Raw genomic sequence first — 19,041 nt, 5'->3', positions numbered from 1 at the left:
CAGAACAGGAGGAAACCCCCGCGGCACTGCCCGCCTGAACGATCAACTCGAAGAATCACACGACGACGTCGTACACCACGTCCATGGACTTGACCCACTTTCGGCACCGGCATCATGCCGTTGAAATGCCGATCACCTAACGGCATCGAACACCCCGTGACGGAAGAATTGCTGCAGTTACCGCCGATTCGAATTACGCGTCGCAGCAATACAGTTCGATGTGATCAATTCCTGCACGCCGCCACGGTCTGTGTCTGTTTTGAATGAAAGCGCAGGTCACCTGCACACCCATGCGGAGCATCGTGGCATGCGAAGGTCGTTCCAAGACAGCCTAATTCAAGCGCCGTGATCTGTGTCACATGCATGGGGGTCACCCGCCAGGCCCTGCAGCACGTTGAGTTCTGTGCACCGGACCGCCTTCCGTGAACACCCACGCCTATGAGCTCGACAGCACCATCACCGCGCAGCGGCCTCGCCGATCTCCGACGGAGCCGCCGCAATCGTCGGCACGCGCCGCTGCACCGCCGACGAACTCGGTCTGCGATGGCTCGAGTCAGACCCAGTTCCGCATGGTGGTGTGCGTACCATTCCATCGACGGATGCTTCCGGCCATGGTCTTTGGTGATTAGACCGCCGGCCGACGATGGCGGCCGACGAACGCGTCCACGCTGGGGGGCATGGCCCACCAGCGAGTCCCGTAGCCCGACGTAGCGGACTGGCGGATGGCTAGTTCGTAGGTGCGGAAGAGTGCATCGGCGACCGCGGGGTCATCGACGTCGGGCAGCAGGCGATGCCGTATTTCGGGGTCCTTCACGATCTTTTGGGCGACGGGTTTGGCGCGGTCCTCGTCGAATGCTGCCGATGATGGGTATCCGGCGCCGCGGTCGGTGCCCAGGGCTGCCACGACGATGCAGTAGGCCAAGTCGAACTCGCACAACGAGTTCAGGGCTGGGTCGGATGGCGTTGCCTCCTCTGGAGGGACCGCGGTGTCGGTGAGGTCGGGGCGCATTGCGGGGGTGCTCGACCATCAGCTCTCGTGCGGCCGACAGTAGGTAATCGCCGCGGGGGTCTTCGGTCAGACCGGCCCGTGAGGCGTAGACCTGTGCGGCGCGGATCCACGACGAGTAGATGTAGTCGGTTTCGGAGGAGTTGCCCGGCACGGGGCGCAGCGCCAGGGAGCGTACGGTCTCCCACTCGCCGAGTCGTACCGCCAAGCTGCCCAGGACGTAGATGCGTTCGACGATCATCAGCCGCCGCTGGTTGTCGTCGGTGCTGATGCCTAGCCCTTGGTAGGACTCCACCAGCTTGCCGATCGCCTCGTCGGTGAGGTCGGGGCGTTCGAAGTGCAGTGTCTGGGCGCAGAAGATCGCCCACCTGTTGAGGGCGTCGGCGTATGCGGCGAGGTCGACTGAGGCTCCGGTGGACCGCGATACGGTCCGCAGGTACTGCCGTGGTCGGACGTCGTTGCCGGTTTCGAGTAGTCGAGCTGCGGTGGCGGCAAAGGTGGTTTCGTCCATGTCCGCGAGCAGCGGAACACCTGCGTCGCCGGCGGCGCCGTCGCGACCGGTGAGGACCTCACGCAGCATCGAGAGCGCGGCTTCGGTGGACTGGTCACGGATCCCGCGGGTGTAGGTGGCCAACAGGTCGGCCCAGTGGGCGTAACGGATGGGGACGTTCTCCGCGCCTTCGCGGACGAAGATCTCCCCCTTGCGGAACACGGTCACGTCCTTGTCGCCGGCCGAGCGGCCCGGGTGTTGTCCGTCCCTGTTGAACGGGACTGGCAGCCCGTCGGGGTTGCGGACGTAGATGACCACGATCTCGTGGTTGGCCAGTTCGTGGATTTTGACGACGACGTGTACCGCGGCTTCGACGTAGCTGCGGATCAGAGCCCCTACGCGTGAGCCGTCGAAGCGCGCCCGATCGGCGAGCGTGCCCACGGGCAGGCACGGAGCGCCGGCGTCGTCGACGCCTATCAGGATGTAGCCGCCCTCGGGACGGCTGGCCATGGTCACGGCGTCCTTGACGAACTTGAGCTTGTCGGCGGCGTTGGTCAGGTCCACCGACGCCTTCAGGTCAAGATGGGTCTGCTCAGGGTTGCCCAGCAGTTCCTTGAGCTTCTCCAGATTGGTGCGCCCATCGGGAACGATCATCGTGCCCCTCTCGTCCGTTGGTGACGAGCGTACGGGGGGACCGCGACAGATCCTGGCCGCATGTGGTCGGCTCCCGGGGGTGAGCACCGGTGGGTGTCGGCGCCGCGCTCGGCGCCATCGACACGACCACCTGGGCCGCGCTTCTGGTACGAAATGCAGCGTGGATGATCGCACCGAGGATCTGATGGCCGACCTTCGCCGGGCCAGCCTCCGCACACCGGCCCAGAGGGCGCACGACGCCGAGATCCGGGCGAAAGTTGACGCCCTCATCGCCTCCGGTGAGATCTCGGAGGACGAACTGAACCGCGGTGTTCTGCGCGCACGACTCAAGGTCTACGGACACGCGACCGAGGTGCCCGGGCACGGCCTGCTGGCCCGTTTACCGGGCTGGACCGACGGGCTCTTCAGCGATCCCGAGGTGACAACCTTCGTCTTCATTAACGGCACGGTCGGCCGGGAGTGCTACGACAGTCTGGCTAGCGATGTCGGCATCGTCCACTGCTCCAAGCTGTTGCGTGATCTCAACGACTCCGGGCAGCTCGATCTTGCGGACCCATCGATGAACGGCACCGTCGCTGCGGCCTGGGCATCAGGAGAACCCGGCTCCGCGTCGTGCATCGGTTACCGCGAATGGCAGAAGTTGTTCCGCCTCAACGGATTCACCTATCTCGGAGTGCCGTCACCGAGACCGACTGAGCCGGTCAGTGTCTACCGTGGCTGCTCCCCCGAGCACCGGTTCGGGATGTCGTGGAGCACCGAGGTGGCTGTTGCACGACGCTTCGCAACCGAGGGCATGTCGAGCCGTCCACCCGGCGTCGTCTACGTGGCGCACGTGCACCCCGAGCATCTGCTTGCCTTCATTGAGGAAGGCCACGACGAGCACGAATGGGTAGTCGAGCCGGCGGGGCTCAGTGACGCGAACGTCCGCCTCCTCGATCTGCCGAGGCCGCATGTCGAGGAGGGAGGTGCGTCTGCGCAGCTGTGACCGCGGTGACTGGGCGGTCTGGTGTCCGGTCGCCGGGATGGGGGCGCCGTCAGGGATCAGAGCTTGGCCTTGACGGCGGATTCTGCCCGGTCGAGGTCGCGTTTTCGCATGCCGAAGAGCGGGTTCGGGCCGCCGGCTTCGCGCATGGGGTAGCCGGCGATGAGGGCGGCGGCGATGAGCTGGCCGTTGGTGACATAGTGGCCGATGGAGCGTTCGGCGAGGTGTTTGAGTCCGTAACTGCCGCGGGTGGGTGTCCTTATCATCCCGATGTTAGCGGTGAGCCAGAGGGCCACGGTAATCACGATGGGCAACGAGCTGCGGAGGTGCGTGCGTTCCTTGTCGAACTCTTCAGCTCGTTGTTCGGCGGTGTCGTCGGGACGCCGGTAAGTGACCATCCCGAAGCTGGTGGGTCGGGGGTATTCGTCGAGGATCTTGTCGAATGTGCTTGCAAGACGAGAGATTTCGACGTAGGACCGGCCGGTTTCGTCGGCGATGCTGCGGATCAACTGCTTCTGGGATCGGTTTGTGGTCATCGGATGCTCCTACCGCGGCGTCCCACGTCCACCCGCGGGCATGCTCCATGACGACGGGTTGATCGAACGTGCGCGATTTTTGGGAAACCTTGTCCATTTCGTGCGTCGACGTGGGCGACGAGCACGTGGATCAGGCAGGCGCTGCTACCGGGGTCGAGCATACCTGGCGCACTGTTGCAGTGCAGGAAACGCGTGCCTGCGGTGCGACAGGTAGGGCGTCGTGGACGGCGGCGGGTTCTGCGTTCGCAGGTGCGGTTGCCGGCTGCGGGGAGGCCGGGCCCAAGTGGGATGACGGTGGAGACGTAGCACTGCAATAGATAGAACCAATACCGGTGAATCGTCTTTTTTTAATCGGCGCTCGCCATGACAACTTCGTGAGACACATGACAACCGCATGACAACTCCGCTGAGAATATGACACGCGGGCTGAGAACCTACAACCGCCGTCTCTAGCGCGCCATGTCCACGAACCGCGACAGGTGCAGCTGATGCGCCACGGTGATCGTCTTCGTCGGTCCCGCACGGTGTTTCGCGATGATCAGGTCCGCCTCACCGCCGCGCGGATCGTCGCGCTCGAACGCATCCGGTCGGTGCAGCAGGATGACCATGTCCGCGTCCTGCTCGATCGATCCCGACTCGCGAAGGTCCGACAGCATCGGCTTCTTGTCGGTCCGCTGTTCCGGACCACGGTTCAGCTGGCTCATCGCCACCACCGGGACTTCGAGCTCCTTCGCGAGAAGCTTGATCTGCCTGGAGAATTCGGAGACTTCCTGCTGGCGGGACTCGACCTTCTTGCCCGAGGTCATCAACTGCAGGTAGTCGACGACGATCAGGCGAAGGTCGGCCTTCTGATGCAGCCGGCGGGCCTTCGCGCGAATCTCCATCATCGTGAGGTTCGGCGAGTCGTCGATGTAGAGCGGCGCCTCGCTGATCTCGCTCATCCGCCGGGCCAGCCGCGTCCAGTCGTCGTCGCTCATCCGCCCGGACCGCATGTCGGCGAGCTTGATCTTCGCCTCGGCCGACAGCAGGCGCATGACGATCTCGGACTTGCTCATCTCCAGGGAGAAGATGACGCTCGAATGCCGGTTCTTGATGGAGCACGACCGCAGAAAATCGAGTCCCAGCGTCGAGTTGTGCGTGGGAACCATCGACCGGCTGGCCAGGTACATATGGGACGAGTTGTCGACCTCCACGCAACGCACGGGAACGCTCTCCACACGACGAGCTCCGACGATGAATCTAGAGCCGCTGTGCGCCAGGTTGACCGCAGCACGTCGTTCCTTGTGCAGCAATGACTTTCGGTGCAACCCGAAGACGTCGTCCTCGGTGGCGAAGGTAAGCGTGTACGCCATCGACGACGCTTCGCTGCGCCCCTTGACCCGCTTGGTCGACATTTGGCAGCGATAGCCCAAGCTGACGACGAGCTCGGCGGCATCAGCCACGAGTCGTGGGTCGGTCACCGAGAACTGGACGGACCCACCGCCCGTGACCGTCCCGTCGGTGTCGAGTAAGCCGGCCAAGAGAGCACGCCGTTGCGCCTCGCTGGCGCGGAGATACTCGACGGGAATGTGCTTGTTGCCCAGCACACCCAGCGTTCGCAACCTGGCCTGCAGCGTGCCCACCGCGTTGCGGCATGACTGGCACAGTCGCATACCGCTCGACGAACTGCCACAGCGTGCACAACGCGGCGCGGGGACGGCATCCGACGTGAACCGTGCGCGTCCGCCACAACTGCGTCCGCACGTCCTGACCTGACTGGTCTGCGGCAGAAACTCGTTGCCGCACACCACACATCTGCGGATGGCGATGGCCGGTGGTTCCGGGAGGAGTAGTTGGGATCGAAAGATGGCGGACGGAGACTTACGCGCTACCAGCCCCTCCGATTCGATGCGCATCACGATCTCGGGATCAGCGCACGTGATCCGGGACGCAGCCGTGGTGCCATCACCTAGCCACGCGCCCAACGTATATGGCGGAACGAGTAATTCGCGCTCCTCGCCTCTAATCGGCGACGTATTCGTGACTGAGTGGTTCACGCGCTGGTCGACCGTCGGGCAGCGCAGCGTATCCGCGATCTCGCGGGTGGTTCGCACGGCGGCAAACGTGCGTTGGTTCTTGTATCGGTTGTAGCCGACCGCAGCGGCCTGGGCCGACTTGCGGGACGCGCGAGTGTCGGTCAACCACTGATGTTCCTCGTCCGCCACGATGACCGTGCCGTCGGAGAACTCGACTTCGTAGCAGGGGCGTCCGACCATCACCTCGGTGGCCGCCACGACACGCGTCGGCTCCCCGTCGGGTCCGATCAAATCGTCGCCGACCGCGACGTCACCCATCGTGGTCCACCCGCTGGGCGTGGGCAGCGGCGTGTCCAACGCCAGTGCCTTGCCTACACCGGGCCTTGCCGCCACCACGATCATCTGGCCGGCGTGCAGACCGTTGGTCACCTCGTCGAGTTCGGTGAACCCGGTCGGCACACCGCGGGCCACGCCGCCCTGCGATGCGATCGCGTCGATCTCGTCCATCGTCGGCTGCAGCAGGTGCTCGAGGACGACGAAGTCCTCGGTGGTGCGCCGTTCGGTGACCTCGTAGATCTCGGCTTGGGCGCGGTCGACCACGTCGGCGACGTCCGCACCGTCGGCACCGGCATAGCCGTACTGCACGACCCGCGTACCGGCCTCCACGAGGCGCCTCAGGAGCGACTTCTCCGCCACGATGCCCGCGTAGTACCCGGCGTTGGCCGCCGTCGGCACGGTGGAGATCAAGGTGTGCAGGTACGGGGCTCCACCGATGCGCTTGAGCAGGCCGCGGCGATCCAGCTCGGCCGAGACGGTGATGGCGTCGGCCGGTTCACCGCGCCCGTAGAGGTCGAGGATGGCGTCGTACACGCTCTGGTGGGCGGGGCGGTAGAAGTCACCGGGACGCAACCGCTCCAGCACGTCGGCGATGGCGTCCTTCGACAAGAGCATGCCGCCAAGCACCGACTGCTCGGCCGCCATGTCCTGCGGGGGCTGGCGGCCGTACTCCTCGGCTGGAGGTCCGTCCTGCTCTGGGCGCCCTCCGGAATGACCGCCCGGCCGGCCCAGATCGTCGACGACAGCCACGAAGCGTCCACCTCCCCCTTCACGTCACGTCGATGTCGAACACAGATTCGAACCTTGGCCCCGCGAGGATAAGCCCCGACACCGACGGATCAACTTAAGGAGGTTGCTGGAATCGACGCAAACGGCTGCTGTGGATGAACCTGTGTACGCCGTGTGCATAGACGAGGTCGACCATGTTGAGCCCTTGGGGACAACCTGTGCATAACCGACGGATCTTCCAAGATCGGCGCAGTTCACGGGCCCGGCGAGGGGGTGAGACGTTGTGGATGCGAATTGCCCCGGCGTGTCGCCCGTGGTTGCCGTCCCGGGCGTGTTGTGTTGCGCGTTCGGGCCCAGAAGGTTAACGGCCGGTTAGCTTCACGGCCTTGCCCGGGGCCCGAAATGTTCGCCAGCGCGCACAGCAACGCCCGGGTGAAGATCGATCAAGTCTTCACCCGGGCGTTTCGTGCTGTTGCGGCTACTCGGCGACTACGTTCACCGAAACGCCAACGCTGACCTCCGGGTGCAGACGCACCGCGACGGCGTAGGTTCCGGTGGCCTTGATGTGAGCCTTCGGCAGGTTGACGGTGCGCCGGTCCAGGTTCGGGCCGCCGGCCTTCTTGATGGCGCCGACGATGTCACCGGTGGTGACGGAGCCAAACAGCTTGCCCGCACCAGCGGTGCGCACGGGCAGCGACACCGGGCCGAGCTCTTCGAGTGCGGTCTTGAGCTCCTTGGCGTGGTCCAGGTCGCGGACGACCTTGGTTTCACGCGCCCGGCGAATCTCCTCGGCCTGGCGCTCGGCGCCACGCGAGGCGACGATCGCCATGCCGCGGGGCAGCAGATAATTGCGGCCGTAGCCGTCCTTGACCTCGACGGCGTCGCCGGCCGAGCCCAGGTGGTCGACCTCAGCGGTCAGAATCAGTTTCATGTCAGCTCTCTTCCCGGCCTAGCGCGACGTCGCACTGAACGGCAGCAGGGCTACCTCGCGGGCATTCTTGACGGCGATCGCAATGTCGCGCTGGTGCTGCACGCAGTTACCGGTGACCCGGCGCGCACGAATCTTGCCGCGCTCGCTGATGTAGGTCCGCAGCAACGCGGTGTCCTTGTAGTCGATGACCTGGTTCTTGCCCTTCTTCGAGCAGAACGAGCACTTCCGGGCCTTGACCGGCTTTTCGGGAGCCGGGCGCCTCTTCGTGGAGGAGGACTTCGCCATGTCTATCTCTTTCTCAGTACTTGGAAATCAGTTGATCAGAAGGGAGGTTCTTCGTCGGCGCCGTTGAACGATCCGGACGCGGGAGCACTGCCCCACGGGTCGTCTCTCGGACCGTCGTTGGCGCCACCGCCGGACCCTCCGCCGGAGGGGCGTGATCCGCCACCACCGCCACCGAAGCCGCCTCCGCCACCACCGCTGCGGCTGGCCTTGTTGACCTTGGCCGTCGCGTATCTCAGGGAAGGACCGATCTCGTCTACCTCGAGCTCGACGACGGTGCGCTTCTCACCCTCGCGCGTCTCGTAGGACCGCTGCTTGAGGCGGCCGGTCACGATCACCCGCGAACCGCGGGTGAGGCTCTCGGCCACGTTCTCGGCAGCCTCGCGCCAGATGCTGCACCGCATGAACAGCGGGTCGCCGTCTTTCCATTCGTTGGTCTGACGGTCCATCATCCGAGGCGTGGACGCCACCGTGAAGTTGGCGACGGCGGCCCCGGACGGCGTGAACCGCAGCTCGGGATCGGCGGTCAGGTTTCCGACGATGGTGAGGTTGGTGTCACCAGCAGCCACGAGAGTCCTCCTGAGATTCGGTGATGGTTCGCTTTGGAGCGCAGCCTACGGATGCGCTCCGACGTGCACGGGCTTTGTGGCCTAGTGCTTGTCGGTCCGCATCACCTTGGTCCGCAGAACGGACTCGTTGAGGCTGAGCTGGCGATCCAGCTCGGACACCGTGGCCGGTTCGGCCTTGACGTCGATGACGGCGTAGATGCCCTCGGGGTGCTTGAGGATCTCGTACGCCAGCCGGCGACGGCCCCAGATGTCGATCTTCTCGACCGATCCGCCGTCCTTGCGGATGACGTTGAGGAACGTCTCCAAGGACGGGGCTACGGTCCGCTCGTCGAGCGTGGGGTCGAGGATGACCATGATTTCGTATGGACGCATGTGGAACCCATCACCTCCTATGGTCGTGTGCGGTCACGGCGTGTTCCGTGACAGGAGGGTCGCCTGCGTCGGCAACTCGTCGAGGTTACAGCAGGACGGCCTGAGCTGCGAAATCGCGCTTCGCGTGGGGCTGGGCTCAGCCGCCCTCGGCGGTCCGCTTGATCGCCGCCAGAGTCACCGGGATGCCCGCCTTGGCCGCCTTCGTGCGGATGACGATCTGTTCCGGCGCGTCGTCGCCGAACCTGCCCTCGAAGCCCTTGATGCCCTCGGGCTGGAAGGACCAGGACTCGGTGAGGCGCGTGCCGTTCTCGGCTGGCTCCATCGTGAAGCCCCACCGCACCCAGCCCTCGTTGACCACCCAGGCGAATTCACGGCCCGGGTCGGCGACGATCACGCGGCTGCGCGTCTCCCACGTGCGCTTGCCGTCGTCGTTTCGACCGGTGAAGTACGAGCCCACGGTCGGACCGTCACCCTCGTCCCACCAGCACACCCGGCACTGCGGGCTCCACTCGCCGATCCGCGTCACGTCCGACACCAACGAGTACAGGGTGTCGGCGTCGGCGTGCACCACCACCGAATCGTTGAATTGCAGATCGCTCATGCCGGCGTCAACTCCTTCTCGGGTTCTTCGAGGGACACGGGCTGCCTCGGCCGCAGCCGCGAGGGCAACCATGCGGGTGGTGCGTCCGGCGCGTGTTCGAACACCCCACCCGACGGATCGTCGACTCCGCCGCGGCGGACGACGTCGAGTCCGGGACGACGAATCTCGCGAATGACCAAGGCGCACAACGCCATGACGGCGATGTCGCGCAACAGGACAGTGGTGGTGAACCACTCCTGCGGCAGACCCATCTTGGCCTCGCCAAACAGGTACAGCATCCGCGGCACCCACACCAGGGCGTCGATCGTCATCCATGCCAACAGGATTCGGCGATGCGGAAGGGCGAGCACCGCCAGCGGCACCAGCCACAACGAATACTGCGGGCTCCACACCTTGTTGGTCAGCAGGAAGGCCGCGACGACGAGGAACGCCAGCTGCGCCATCCGCGGGCGGCGCTCGGCCGTCAGCCCGAGGTAGCCGATACCGATCAGGCAGGCGGCGAACAAGACCGCCGTCACCGCGTTGGTGACCGAGGGCGGTTCCCAGAAGCCGAGGTTGGAGTCGAATCCGCGCCAGCCCGTGAACGACTTCACGACGTTGTAGATGGAGTCCATGTCGTCACCACGACGAGTGTTGAGCCGGAAGAACTCCGACCACCCACGCGGGAACAGCACCATGATGGGCAGATTGACGACGAGCCACGTCACGACGGCGACGCCGGCGGTCTTGCCCACCTCGCGCATTCGACCGGTGCGCACTCCGAGGATCACCAACGGGACGAGCAGCAGTAGCGGATAGAGCTTCAGCGCCACGCCGATTCCGATCAACGCACCCGCTGCAGCCGGGCGACGACGCGACCACGCCAGCATCGCGCCGGCCGCGCACGCCGTCGCCAACGCGTCGAAGTTGGTGAAGATCTGGAAGATCACCAGCGGTGACCCCGCGACCAAGGCCGCGTCCCACATCCGGCGCCCCGCAAGGCGCGTCGTCGCCCACACCGTCGCCATCCACGCCAACGCCAACCCAAGCGCCGAGATGTTGAAGAACATCACCACCTCGGCGACCACCGGAATCGACACCAGCTTCGTCAGCGCCGTGTACGTCTTCGCCAGCGCCATCGACACGTACTGGTATAAACCCGTCAGAACCGGATACTCCATGTAGCGCACCGCGGGCGAGCCGTCGTACTGCGTCTGCGGCGCGCCGCTGGCATCCTTCTCCGTCCACGACGACTTGTACGGAAACTTGCCCTGGCTCAACAACTCCGCGGTGTAGAGCGGCACGGTGTCGGAGTAGCAGAGCTCGTAGTAGGCGCGCTGGTTCTCCCAGATGGCGACGCGTTGGTCGGCGGTGCCGGTCTTGGTCGACTGCAGGCACGCCGCCTTGGTCGAGTAGCCGAACGCCAGGATTAGCAACGCAATGATCAGCATGACGCGCAGCGGGGTCAGGAAGCGCGCCCGGCCGATCAGCGCGTGCCTGCCGACCGGGCCGCCGACGGTGCCCGCCAGCGCCGCACCGAGGGTGTCGGTGCGGCTGGGGAGGTCTCGGTCGTCGTCGCTGCGCAGGTCGGCGGCCAGCGGAGCTGGCGATTCGACCGACGCGAGCGGAGCCGGCGAGATCGACCGGTCCCGCTCGGTCACGGCGGAGGCGGCGGCGCGGTGACCGTCGGGGTGGCGGCCGCGGGATCACCGGGTGGCGGCGGAGCGCCCGGCGGCGGGAGCTGGATCGTCGTCGGCGGTCCGAACGGGATGGTGATGCCCGGGCCCAACTCGATGGTCGGCTGGATCACGGTCTCCGACGGCGGCGGCGGGGCGGGTGGTGGCGGCGGCGGTGCGGCGGGCACGCCCGCGTAGCCGCCGATCTCCGTTGGCTTCGGGAACGACTCGTCGTCGGTGCCCTGCAGGGCGCCGTCCATCGTGGACTTCCAGATGTCGGACGGCAGACCCGACCCGTAGACCGAGCCGCCGGACTTGTTCACCAGCGGTTTGGTGCCCTCGGTGGTGCCGACCCACACCGCGGTCGACAGCGACGGCGTGTACCCGACCATCCAGGCGTCGCGGTTGGCGTCGGTGTCACCCAGTTGGTTGGTGCCGGTCTTGGCGGCCGACGGGCGACCACCGGCGAGGTTGTGGCCCCGGGAGTAGCCGGCGATCGGCTGCATGGCCGAGGTGACGTTGTCGGCGACGGCCTTGTCGATCTTCTGCTCGCCCGGATCGTCCTGTGCGGCGGCGTCGAACAGCACCTGTCCGTCGGAGCGCACGACCTTCTGGATGAAGTGCGGTCGGTGGTAGACGCCCGACGCCGCGAGGGTGGCGTACGCCGAGGCCATGTCGATCACCCGGGACTGGTATTGACCCAGGACGACGCCGTTGTTGGGCGGCCCACCCTTGCCGTCCTCGGACAGCGTGTGCTCGACCCCGGGGAAGCTCTCGGCGACACCGGCGGCGTGCGCGGCGTCGGCTACGTCCTGCGGGCCGTTCTTCAGCTTGAGCATCAGGCGGTAGTAGCTGGTGTTGAGTGACATCTTGAGCGCCTGGGCGATGTTGCAGGTGCCGCAACCCTCACCCTCGACGTTGCTGATCTTGATGCCGTTGACCTCGACGGGCGAACTGTCCACCTGGTAGCCCAGGCCGATGCCCTGCTGCAGCGCCGCGACGAGCGCGAACACCTTGAAGGAGGACCCCGTCGGCAACCCGGCCTGGGCGAAGTCGAAGCCGTTGGCGTCCGAACCGCCGTAGTAGGCCTTCACGCCGCCGGTGCGCGGGTCGACCGAGACCACGGCGGTCCGCATGTCCGGGTCTTGACCGTCCATGTACTCGGCGACCGCGTCCTCGGCCGCCTTCTGCGCCTTCGGGTCGATCGTCGTGGTGACCTGTAGCCCCTCGGTATTCAGCGTCTGCTCGTCGATGTTGAACAGATCCATCAGTTCCTTGGTGACCTGACGTTCGATCAGGCCGTTCGGACCGGTGGTCTGGTTCTGTGCGCCCGCCTGCTCGGGTGAGACGGTCGGCGGGAACACCTGCGCGGCGCGCTCCTGAGGGGACAGCGCTCCGACTGTGACCATGCCGTCGAGCACCCAGTTCCACCGCTCCGCCGAACCCTCCGGGTCGACGGCCGGGTCCAGGCCCGACGGTTGTTGGATCAACGCCGCCAGCAGAGCACCCTCCGCCACGTTCAGCTGCTCGACGGGCTTGGCGAAGTATGCCTGCGATGCCGCGCCGATGCCGTAGGCGCCGCGGCCGAAGTAGATCATGTTGAGGTAGCTCTCGAGCACCTGATCCTTGGACCACTCACCCGACATCTTGGTCGAGATGACGAGCTCCTTGGCCTTGCGGACTACGCCGCCGATTCCGGAGCGGGCGTCGCCGACCAGCGCATTCTTGACGTACTGCTGGGTGATCGTGGACCCGCCCTGCAGGTCGCCGCCGAAGATGTTGTTCTTGAACGCGCGCAGGAAGCCGGTGAACGAGAAGCCGGGATTGCTGTAGAAGTCACGGTCCTCGGCCGCCATCACCGCGTTGCGCACCTGCACCGGGATCTGGTTGATGTCGACGTCGACCCGGTTGCCCTCCGGCGGCACGATCTTGGCGAGTTCGCTGCCGTCGCTGGCGAGGATCGTCGACACCTGGTTGGTCCGGATGTCTCCGGGCTTGGGGATGTCGACGATCATGTAGGCCATCGCGAAGGTGATGATCGGCAGGATGATGCAGACCGCAAGTGCGGCCAGCGACCCGCGCCGCACCCACTTCCAGTTGACGTTGAACTGACGCCCACCCGGGCCGCCGCCGGGCGGCTTGCCACCGCCGGGGGGACCGGGTGGCGGGGGCTTCGGCGGCGGGGTGCCGTCCAGGGCAGCCTTGACGACGTCGATCGGGTCGCGGTACTGAGGAGGCCGGGCGTCGCGGACCGGCGGGATGATCATCGTCTGGCGGTCGTCGGGGCGCGGCGGCCCGCCGTGACGGGGCAGCGCCCGCGTCGCGCCATCCGACGGGGACGGCGCAGAGTGCCGGGGAGGGACGACTCCGCCCTCGGCCGAGGGTCCCTTGGGGACGTCGTCGGCCGAGCGCTCTGGTCGTCCTCCGCTATTCACTGGCCGTGCGCGCGCCCGAGCGCGCCGTTCGAGTGCCGCGCGCCTTCGGCGGACGGGGCGCGCCCAGCACGTACGACTTGACCAAATGATTCCAACTGCAAGTTCTGCATACCTCCACCACGTGCACCGCGAATTCGTCGAACTTGGCTGCCAGCATCACCAACTCCTCGGTGGAGCGGGCGGATCCGGACACGGCCCCGAGATGATCGCCGAACACCCACGACACGAGCGTGAGCTGTTCCTTGCGACAGATCGGACACATCACCTGACTGGACTTGCCGTGGAACTTCGCGGCGCGCAGCAGATACGGATTGGCGTCACACACCTCGGAGACGCCAGTGCGGCCCGAGTACACCTCGGCCAGCAGGGACCGTCGCTTGAGCGCGTAGTCCACCACCTGTCGCTGCAATCGCACGGAGACCAGAGTACGTCGGCCCCCTCGTGGCGCAGCCTCGACTCCGTCACCCACGGCACGCATTCGCGATCTGGTCTGCGCCTATGACGCGTGAACTCCTACGATCCGTCCATGGCGACTCGGCAGACAGCTGCTACACGGGCCAAGGACAGCGATCGCAACAACACCTGCCAGGTACTCGACAGCGCGCTGAGCGACGGTCAGCTGTCGATGGAGGAGCACCGCACCCGCGTCGCGGCCGCCACCAAGGCGGCCACCCTCGGCGAGCTGCAGAACCTGGTGGACGACCTGCAGAACGACGATGCACCGGTCCGAATGCCCGACCTGAAGGCACCGTCGCCGCTGGTCACCGCCGGTGGCGGCGGCTGGGGCATCCGGCTTGCGGTGGCCGGGGTACTGGTGCTGCTCGGCATCGGGATCGGCTGGGGGCTCTACGGCAACACCACCTCGCCGCTGAGCTTCACCTCCGACCCCGGCGCCAAGTCCGACGGCATTCCCGCCACGGTGATCACCCCACCTCGGCAGCTGCAGTCCTTGGGCGGGCTGAACGGGCTCCTGGAACAGATGCGCCAGCGCTTTGGCGACACCATGGGCTACGGCCTGGTGATCTATCCCGAGTACGCCGTGCTGTACCGGGCGGACCCGACCGACGACCGCCGCAAGCTCAGCTACACCTACCGCGGCGGGTTCGACGATCCGTCCACCTCCGCCAAGGACGAGGACGACGTGCTGGTGGACCTGGCTGCCTTCGACGTCAAGAAGACGGTAGGCCTGCTGCGCGGGGCACCGGAGATGGTCGGGTTGCAGCAGAAGGACGTCAAGGCCGACAGCACCTACCTGACCGTGGACCCCAGTCGCGATGTCCTGACCCCGGGGGCGCTGACGCTGCGCGCCAGCGTGTCCAGCGAATTCGGCAGCGGAGGGGTCACCTTCGCCGGCGACGGCACCATCAAGCGCGTCGACTACGCCCGCGGCTAGGTTCGGCCCGACTGGCGCACTTTCCAAAGTGTTGTGTATGTTCGCTTCACGTAGCGCCGTATATATCGGCGCGATACAGTTCGCCAACGTGTCGAACCGTCGTAGCGACTACGCAAGGGAGGTGATTCGATGCTGGAACTGGCCATCCTGGGACTCCTCATCGAGTCGCCGATGCACGGCTACGAGCTGCGCAAGCGGCTGACGGGTCTGCTTGGAGCGTTCCGCGCGTTCTCCTACGGCTCGCTGTACCCCGCCCTGCGCCGCATGCAGGCCGACGGCCTGATCGTCGAGGAGTCAGCCCCCGTCGGTGCGGTCAAGGTGCGCCGGGCCCGCCGGGTCTACGTCCTCACCGACGCCGGCAAGCTGCGCTTCACCGAACTCGTCGCCGACACCGGCCCGCAGAACTACACCGACGACGGCTTCGGTGTTCATCTGGCCTTCTTCAATCGCACTCCGGCCGAGGCCAGAATGCGGATCCTCGAAGGCCGCCGTCGTCAGGTGGAGGAACGCCGCGAAGGCCTGCGGGAAGCCATCGCGCGCGCCACGAATTCGCTCGACCGCTACACCCGCCAACTCCACCAACTCGGGCTCGAATCCAGCGAGCGCGAAGTCAAGTGGCTCAACGACCTGATCGCGGCCGAACGCGTGGCCGCTCCGGGTCGACCCGAGACCACCCCAGAACAGCAGCCCTGACCCCCACGACCCGCATCACGGTTCGTCAGCACAGAAGGAGATCGCCCCATGTCCGATTCGAATGAGATCCGGGTCGCCATCGTCGGCGTCGGCAACTGCGCCTCGTCCCTGGTGCAGGGGGTGCAGTACTACCTCGACGCCGACGAGAACTCGACCGTCCCCGGCCTGATGCACGTCAAGCTCGGCAAGTACCACGTGCGCGACGTCCAGTTCGTCGCCGCGTTCGACGTCGACGCCAAGAAGGTCGGCTTCGACCTGTCGGAGGCCATCTTCGCCTCCGAGAACAACACCATCAAGATCGCCGACGTGCCGCCCACCAACGTGACGGTCCAGCGTGGTCCGACCCTCGACGGCATCGGCAAGTACTACTCCGAGACCATCGAGGTGTCCGACACCGAGGCCGTCGACGTCGTCAAGGCGCTCAAGGACGCCAAGGTCGACGTGATGGTCTCCTACCTGCCCGTCGGATCCGAAGAGGCCGACAAGTTCTACGCCCAGTGCGCCATCGACGCCGGCGTCGCGTTCGTCAACGCCCTGCCCGTCTTCATCGCGTCGGACCCCGTGTGGGCCGAGAAGTTCCGCGCCGCAGGCGTTCCCATCGTCGGCGACGACATCAAGAGCCAGGTCGGCGCCACCATCACCCACCGCGTGATGGCCAAGCTGTTCGAGGATCGCGGCGTGCAGCTCGACCGCACCATGCAGCTCAACGTCGGCGGCAACATGGACTTCCTCAACATGCTCGAGCGCACCCGCCTGGAGTCGAAGAAGATCTCCAAGACCCAGGCCGTGACGTCGAACCTCCAGAAGGAGTTCAACGCCAAGGACGTCCACATCGGCCCGTCGGATCACGTCGGCTGGCTGGATGACCGCAAGTGGGCCTACGTCCGCCTCGAGGGTCGCGCCTTCGGCGACGTGCCGCTGAACCTGGAGTACAAGCTCGAGGTCTGGGACTCGCCGAACTCCGCGGGCGTCATCATCGACGCCGTGCGTGCGGCGAAGATCGCCCTGGACCGCGGCATTGGCGGACCGGTCGAGGCTGCCTCGGCCTACCTGATGAAGAGCCCGCCCAAGCAGCTCGCCGACGACATCGCGCGCGCCCAGCTCGAGAACTTCATCGAGGGCTAGTTCCCCGCAGCCTGCCCATCGAGTGTGCTGTGAGATCGCGAAAACTCCGGTTGAGCCGATCCCACAGCACACTCGACGTGGTTGACGGGTGGGTCTAGAAGCCGTAGCCGAGCTGCGCGGGCACGTCGGACGCGAACGCGGCGTCCAGCGCGGTGACGACCCGAGAGTCGGTGGCGCGCAAGCGGTTCGCGGCGGCGAAGGCCGAGGCGCGGTGCGCGCCGAGGTAGATGCTGCCCAGCACCGAGAGATCGGTCGACACGTCGGGCTCTGCCACACTGGGCACACACCGCGCCCTGCCCTCGCGGATCTCCAGCGAGAACCGGCCCGCGTCGGCCACGTCGACGACGACCGACAGGTCTGCGGCATAGCGGCGGGCCTGCAGGACCGTCGGCACGTCGAGGATGCGCAGCCACAGGCCGTCCTCGCTGCCGGTGGTACGGACCACTCGCGCGTCGCTCAGCAGGTACGGCAGCAGCGCACCCCGCGGCGCTTGGAGCGTGACGGTCTGCATCAGGTCGAGCCCCAGCAGTGTCCGCCACAGTGCGATGTAGGCATCGTCGGTCACCGTAGCCAGTTTGGTGATCGCCGCCGTCTTCCGTTCCCCGTCGCCGTGCGCCCGATAGAAGACGAAACCGTCGTCGTGCAGCAGCGCGAAGAACGGACTCCCGCCGCCGCGCGACAGCTCGCGATCGCCGAACACTTCGTCCCACAATTGCTTCGGGGTGTGCAGGCCGCCGGGCGTCCGCAGCCGCCACCGGTCGTAGATCTGCTCGATCCGCTCGCGGTGCGCACCCGGCGTCACCACCCGTACGCCGCCGGGATCGGGTACCTCGGCGCGCACGCGGGCCTCGCGCCGGTCGACCGCGACGCCTTCGACGACGGTCGCCGGGCCGTAGCCGAAGCGGCCGTAGATGCCGCCCTCCGACGCCTCGAGACCGGCAATCGGATAGCGCGCCTCGGCCATGCGGCGGTGCAGTTCGCCGAGCATCTCGGTCAGCACACCGCGGCGCCGGTGCGTCGGCGCCACGCACACCCAGGACACACCGGCCATCGGCAGCACGGTGCCACCGGGAACGGTCAGTCGAAGGTCGAGATAGAACGACATCCCGACGACGTCGTCCCCGTCGCCGACGACGATCGCGCCGCCCGGCGGAATCAGCGTCCGCCACATGTCGGTGGCATCCTGCGGCCGGAACGACCCGAAGCTCGTTGCGGCCAACGTCCCCATCGCCTGCCAGTCGGCGTCCTCGGCGGTGCGCAGCGTCGTCACGGGGTCGACGGTCGCACAGCCGCGACGTGCGCGCACTCGAATATGCCCCGCTTTGTATGGTCGAGCGATGGCGGAGATCTCCGATGACGACCTGCTGGGCCTCGACGAGTTCGCCCTGCTGCCCGAGAACGCCGAGCAGATCGGTGCGACGGGTCCCCTGCCACCGGTCCGGCGACTGGAGTCTGGCCCCGTCAGCGCACTGAAGTGGGGGGACGCCGACCCGCAGGTCGTCTTCCTGCACGGCGGCGGGCAGAACGCCCACACCTGGGACACCGTCATCCTCGGCCTCGGCGTCCCCGCATTGGCCGTCGACCTGCCGGGTCACGGCCGCTCGGCGTGGCGCGACGACGGTGACTACGGACCCAAGCTGAGCGCCGAGACCCTGGCGCCGGTACTGCGCGAGTGGGCGCCCGCACCGCGCCTCATCGTCGGCATGTCCCTGGGTGGGTTGACCGCGCTGCGCCTGGCCGCGACCCAACCCGCGCTGGTGCCCGAACTGGTGCTGGTCGACGTCACCCCCTCGGCGCCGGAACGCCACGAGCAGATGACCAAGGCGCAGATGGGCACCGTCGCGCTGGTCCGCGGAGACCGCACGTTCCCCAACTTCGCCGCCATGCTCGACGCCACGGTGGCCCTGGCACCGCACCGCGACCGGAAGTCGCTGCGGCGCGGGGTGTTCCACAACAGCAAGCAGCTCGACGACGGAACGTGGACGTGGCGCTACGACTCCTTCCGCAAGGGCGAGGGATTTGCGGGCCTCTGGGACGACGTCCCGTCGATCACGATGCCCACGACCCTGATTCGGGGGGCCAACTCCCACTTCGTCGACGACGATGACGCCGAGGCGTTCGCCGCGGCCGCACCCGGTTTCCGCCGGACCATCGTGGTCGCCGACTCCGGGCACTCCGTTCAGGGCGACCAGCCCGCCGCGCTCGTCGAGATCCTGCGCGGCGTGCTGGCGGGTTGA

At 66.7% G+C, this 19,041-nt stretch carries 17 protein-coding genes; 5 read left to right on the top strand and 12 right to left on the bottom strand.

Annotated features, from left to right (window positions below):
* Positions 1-767: 767 nt before the first annotated feature.
* A complete protein-coding gene (locus ABZ195_RS17280) occupies positions 768-2,150 on the bottom strand; it encodes an ATP-binding protein (RefSeq protein WP_355219766.1) in 1,383 nt (460 codons plus the stop codon).
* A gap of 184 nt (positions 2,151-2,334) precedes the next feature.
* Here ABZ195_RS17280 and ABZ195_RS17275 point away from each other — a divergent pair, with 184 nt between their 5' ends.
* Complete coding sequence (locus tag ABZ195_RS17275; RefSeq protein ID WP_355219764.1) at positions 2,335-3,135, top strand: hypothetical protein; 801 nt, start codon at positions 2,335-2,337, stop codon at positions 3,133-3,135.
* A 56-nt stretch (positions 3,136-3,191) separates the two neighbouring features.
* Here the strand turns inward: ABZ195_RS17275 and ABZ195_RS17270 are convergent, their stop codons facing one another.
* The 10 genes from ABZ195_RS17270 to ABZ195_RS17225 all read right to left on the bottom strand — a co-directional run bounded on the left by ABZ195_RS17270 (position 3,192) and on the right by ABZ195_RS17225 (position 14,008).
* Positions 3,192-3,668: a hypothetical protein gene (locus tag ABZ195_RS17270; protein WP_355219762.1), complete on the bottom strand. Its 477-nt coding sequence runs from the start codon at positions 3,666-3,668 to the stop codon at positions 3,192-3,194.
* A 449-nt stretch (positions 3,669-4,117) separates the two neighbouring features.
* A complete protein-coding gene (gene dnaB, locus ABZ195_RS17265; RefSeq protein WP_355219823.1) occupies positions 4,118-6,751 on the bottom strand; it encodes a replicative DNA helicase in 2,634 nt (877 codons plus the stop codon).
* Positions 6,752-7,226: 475 nt separating this feature from the next.
* Positions 7,227-7,679 (bottom strand): 50S ribosomal protein L9, encoded by a 453-nt coding sequence (gene rplI / locus ABZ195_RS17260; RefSeq protein WP_355219760.1) that lies wholly within the window; start codon positions 7,677-7,679, stop codon positions 7,227-7,229.
* Between the two features lie 18 nt (positions 7,680-7,697).
* Positions 7,698-7,964, bottom strand: a complete 267-nt coding sequence (gene rpsR, locus ABZ195_RS17255) for a 30S ribosomal protein S18 (protein ID WP_149479674.1) — start codon at positions 7,962-7,964, stop codon at positions 7,698-7,700.
* 35 nt (positions 7,965-7,999) lie between these two features.
* A complete protein-coding gene (locus ABZ195_RS17250; RefSeq protein ID WP_355219758.1) occupies positions 8,000-8,530 on the bottom strand; it encodes a single-stranded DNA-binding protein in 531 nt (176 codons plus the stop codon).
* Positions 8,531-8,611: 81 nt separating this feature from the next.
* A complete protein-coding gene (gene rpsF, locus ABZ195_RS17245; protein ID WP_263995421.1) occupies positions 8,612-8,902 on the bottom strand; it encodes a 30S ribosomal protein S6 in 291 nt (96 codons plus the stop codon).
* Positions 8,903-9,038: 136 nt separating this feature from the next.
* Positions 9,039-9,503 carry an SRPBCC family protein gene (locus ABZ195_RS17240; protein ID WP_355219756.1) on the bottom strand — a complete coding sequence of 155 codons (465 nt, stop codon included), beginning with the start codon at positions 9,501-9,503 and terminating at the stop codon, positions 9,039-9,041.
* Entirely contained in the window at positions 9,500-11,143 is a 1,644-nt protein-coding gene (locus tag ABZ195_RS17235) for a glycosyltransferase family 87 protein (protein WP_355219754.1), read from the bottom strand. The genes ABZ195_RS17240 and ABZ195_RS17235 overlap by 4 nt, the downstream gene beginning before the upstream one ends.
* Entirely contained in the window at positions 11,140-13,593 is a 2,454-nt protein-coding gene (locus ABZ195_RS17230) for a transglycosylase domain-containing protein (RefSeq protein ID WP_355219752.1), read from the bottom strand. The genes ABZ195_RS17235 and ABZ195_RS17230 overlap by 4 nt, the downstream gene beginning before the upstream one ends.
* Positions 13,586-14,008, bottom strand: coding sequence for a DUF5318 family protein (locus ABZ195_RS17225; protein ID WP_079922399.1), 423 nt, complete (start codon positions 14,006-14,008; stop codon positions 13,586-13,588). Before ABZ195_RS17225 ends, ABZ195_RS17230 begins: the two co-directional genes overlap by 8 nt.
* Positions 14,009-14,119: 111 nt before the next feature.
* On the opposite strand from ABZ195_RS17225, the gene ABZ195_RS17220 reads away from it, so the two are divergent.
* The 3 genes from ABZ195_RS17220 to ABZ195_RS17210 all read left to right on the top strand — a co-directional run bounded on the left by ABZ195_RS17220 (position 14,120) and on the right by ABZ195_RS17210 (position 16,804).
* Entirely contained in the window at positions 14,120-14,986 is an 867-nt protein-coding gene (locus ABZ195_RS17220; protein WP_355219749.1) for a DUF1707 domain-containing protein, read from the top strand.
* Positions 14,987-15,115: 129 nt separating this feature from the next.
* Positions 15,116-15,679 carry a PadR family transcriptional regulator gene (locus tag ABZ195_RS17215; protein WP_355219747.1) on the top strand — a complete coding sequence of 188 codons (564 nt, stop codon included), beginning with the start codon at positions 15,116-15,118 and terminating at the stop codon, positions 15,677-15,679.
* 48 nt (positions 15,680-15,727) lie between these two features.
* Positions 15,728-16,804 (top strand): inositol-3-phosphate synthase, encoded by a 1,077-nt coding sequence (locus ABZ195_RS17210; protein WP_355219745.1) that lies wholly within the window; start codon positions 15,728-15,730, stop codon positions 16,802-16,804.
* A gap of 94 nt (positions 16,805-16,898) precedes the next feature.
* Here ABZ195_RS17210 and ABZ195_RS17205 read toward each other — a convergent pair whose 3' ends face one another.
* Positions 16,899-18,074, bottom strand: a complete 1,176-nt coding sequence (locus ABZ195_RS17205; RefSeq protein ID WP_355219743.1) for an enhanced intracellular survival protein Eis — start codon at positions 18,072-18,074, stop codon at positions 16,899-16,901.
* A gap of 67 nt (positions 18,075-18,141) precedes the next feature.
* On the opposite strand from ABZ195_RS17205, the gene ABZ195_RS17200 reads away from it, so the two are divergent.
* A complete protein-coding gene (locus ABZ195_RS17200) occupies positions 18,142-19,041 on the top strand; it encodes an alpha/beta hydrolase (RefSeq protein WP_355219742.1) in 900 nt (299 codons plus the stop codon).

It is taken from the genome of Mycobacterium sp. NPDC006124 (assembly GCF_040614235.1).
Classification (GTDB): Bacteria; Actinomycetota; Actinomycetes; order Mycobacteriales; family Mycobacteriaceae; genus Mycobacterium.
This window is presented reverse-complemented; position numbering and strand designations above follow the sequence as displayed.